The 2986-nt window shown below is 31.8% G+C and carries 3 protein-coding genes; 2 read left to right on the top strand and 1 reads right to left on the bottom strand.

Annotated features, from left to right (window positions below):
* Positions 1 to 332 precede the first annotated feature (332 nt).
* Together J6Y29_02400 and J6Y29_02405 are read left to right on the top strand one after the other, a co-directional pair.
* Entirely contained in the window at positions 333 to 476 is a 144-nt protein-coding gene (locus J6Y29_02400; protein MBP5426732.1) for a hypothetical protein, read from the top strand.
* Positions 477 to 1219: 743 nt separating this feature from the next.
* Positions 1220 to 1513 carry a hypothetical protein gene (locus tag J6Y29_02405; GenBank protein ID MBP5426733.1) on the top strand — a complete coding sequence of 98 codons (294 nt, stop codon included), beginning with the start codon at positions 1220 to 1222 and terminating at the stop codon, positions 1511 to 1513.
* Here J6Y29_02405 and J6Y29_02410 read toward each other — a convergent pair.
* A complete protein-coding gene (locus tag J6Y29_02410) occupies positions 1510 to 2571 on the bottom strand; it encodes a site-specific integrase (protein ID MBP5426734.1) in 1062 nt (353 codons plus the stop codon). The genes J6Y29_02405 and J6Y29_02410 overlap by 4 nt on opposite strands.
* Positions 2572 to 2986 lie beyond the last annotated feature (415 nt).

Here is a 2986-nt window from a genome sequence, read left to right on the forward strand (position 1 = left end):
ATGATGGTTCGGTTCAAGGTGGCGAGCGATCATAGTCATATCTCTTCACCTATCAAATCCACCACGAGTTCCCAAAGGCGTAGTACATCGTCTTCAGATAATTTGATGGATTCACCATTATGTTTTATAGTAATTTCTTTCATCTGTCATCATTCTCCCCAGAATGTTTCTGTATAAATGTAGTACAAGTTATACATTTGTACAATAATATATTTACCACAATACTATATAAATGTTTCGATAAAACTGCATATATTGTATGCAATACTTAAATATAAAAGTACTGGAATACATACATTATTATACATATAAAAAAAGGAGGATATGTTAATATGTCAAAAAAAACACACTTATCTATTAGGATAGATAAAGACCTGCTAAAAGATTTGAAAATCATTGCAATCCAGCAAGACACGTCAGTTACAAGAATCCTATTAGATTTCATAGAACAGTATGTTGAGGAACATAAAAAATAAGTATAAATACTACAATTAATAATATATAGTATTGTTATTATTGAGAATTTTAAAATTGTCATCGTTCTCCCCAGAATAATGCTATTTTTCAACTCTCTTTAATAACACCACTTATTCCATTTACCTACTTTTTTTACAATAATGTTTATGATCATGCACCCTTATAAACCATGATTTAGAGAGCATTTGATAACTAATATTAGTTCTATTGTTAATATTATTTAAAAGGTTATAATTGCATATTATATGCAAAGACTAGTTTTATAAGAGTTTAAATCCAAAATATGTTTAAGGGAGAAAAAGTTCACCATTTGTTATTTGAAGAAGAGATCATTATCAATAAAGGGGAAGTATGGTTTAAAGATGATTAATGGATTGAACACGTATTTTTCTATTCATAATATTCACCATAAAAGTTTTTTAGCATAATGTTTTTTTCGTATATTTTATTTTCTCTCCATTGGTTATTTATTTTATAAGGGGCTTTTTTACAATCATTTTATAGCCATAAAAAAAAAGATGATGGTTTCCTTTGGATAATTGATGGGTTTTTTTCTCTCTTATATTTTGATGTCATAATATCAGCTTCAGCAATATGTCATTAAAGACCAGATACCAGGGAATGTGATGGTTTTTTTCTTATAGTTATCATTTTTCCCCATCCTTTCCTGGTGTTCCTCCATTACTTTTTTTTACGAACATTTATAACAAACCAACAATAAAAGAATTAATAGGTGATAATGATGAGTGAAACATTTGAAAGCCAACTTGAGAAAGTGAAATTCCTTGAAGAAAGATATGAAAATGAAAGGTATCAATGGGGAATATACTCTTTCATAATTGATGGGAGAGAAGAGGAAATACAAGTAATTGTGGATTGGAAAGAAAAGATAATCTATAAAAACTTAAAATCTATTACAAAACTACTTAATCAACAACAAAATGTAATATTCAACTATGGGAATAAAATTTATATTCTTGAAAAATACGGGAAAGAATACTACGCTGACCAAAGTAGATATGATTGTTATGATTAATCCTTGTTTTTTTCCATTATCTTTTTTATTAATTGTTCGAGTTCGTCTATCTTGTCGGGTTTCTTTTTCAACATTTCCACTTCAGGAGAATCCACGGTTATGGTGTGAACCTTGTCTAGTATTGTTACTTGGTCTATATTACGAGTATACTTTTTCTTTAAATCCTCTGGGTTATCGAAATAATAGGATTGTTGTATCATATTCTTGCTCCGTCCTTGCAAACTATCAATTTCATCAAGGCTTAAACTGTTCTCGCCACTATGCAATTGTGATGCGTGGAACTTCCTTAAAGTATGAGACCTTAACACCACCATATTGTTTAATGTTCCCAATCCTAACTGATTGTTAAGTATTCGGAATTTCTCTTCCAAATGTTTAGGATACACCTTAAATAAGTAATCTTTATCATCTTTCCTTGTTTCTAGGTAGTGGGCTATTTCCCTTATGGCCTCAGGACTGCAAAAGGTATAATAGTATTTGTTGGTTTTCTGTCTCTTTAAGCGGATGATTGGTATTATCTCCACCTTATCCTTGATTATTTCATGGATACTGTATGGTTTTATCCATTCCTGGTAGTCTTGTCTTGTTAGGTTGAGTATTTCCCTCTTGGCACACCCACTTGAAATGGCGAATAGGAGGTATGATCGCATTAGTGGGTTGCTCATATGGTAAGCCTTTCGCAGTATGTCCTTGGTTGGCAGGTCGTTATATGTGATGGGTTTGCTTATTTGTGCTTGTTTTTTGTTCAATGGTGGCAGTGAGTGTATTTCTATCTCGTAGTGATTGTAGATTGTTTTAAGCTTTGACAGGTATGTCTGGGCGGTGCTGTAATTGTAATTTGTGAGTAGCCAGTTTTGGTATTGTATTAATTGTTTTCGTAGTTTGCGGTGTTTCCATCTTATTCTTTGCTCTTCCTCTGTGTCTGCTTCTTTTAGTAGTTCTTCTATTGTTTTATTGTTTAGTTGTTCGTAGTGTTGTATTGTTGTTTTGTAGGTTTCCATTGTTTTGTCGGTTAGTCCTCTTTCTTTTTGGAATGTTTTTAGTGTTTTCATATCCATAACTATTACACCATCATTAATTTTTGTTTGTTGTTAGACCATTTGATAACTATTATGTTATGAATGGTATGTTTTTTTGGGCCTTTTGCCTTGGGAATGGGTTAGTTTTTCATTCCATTTGTTGTTGTGGTGTATAGTTTGTTCGTATGGGTTATTAAAATTAGTGGTTTAGTACGAACTTAATAAATTTGCATATCGGTAAAAAAAGAAAAAAAAATAAGGGTGAATTTAGTAGCCACCGAAGACTACCATACCCTTTTTGATGGTTTCATACTTCTTGCACTTGCCATCATCTATCTCCAAAGCACACTTATAAGTGCCTTCCTTGACACAATTCACACATTGCTTCTGATAGATGGCACCATACTGCTTGTATTTGGATTTAGCATTCGTACTCATCATTCATCACTACTTC

It is taken from the genome of Clostridiales bacterium (assembly GCA_017961515.1).
Taxonomy (GTDB): Bacteria; Bacillota; Clostridia; order Acetivibrionales; family RGIG10202; genus RGIG10202.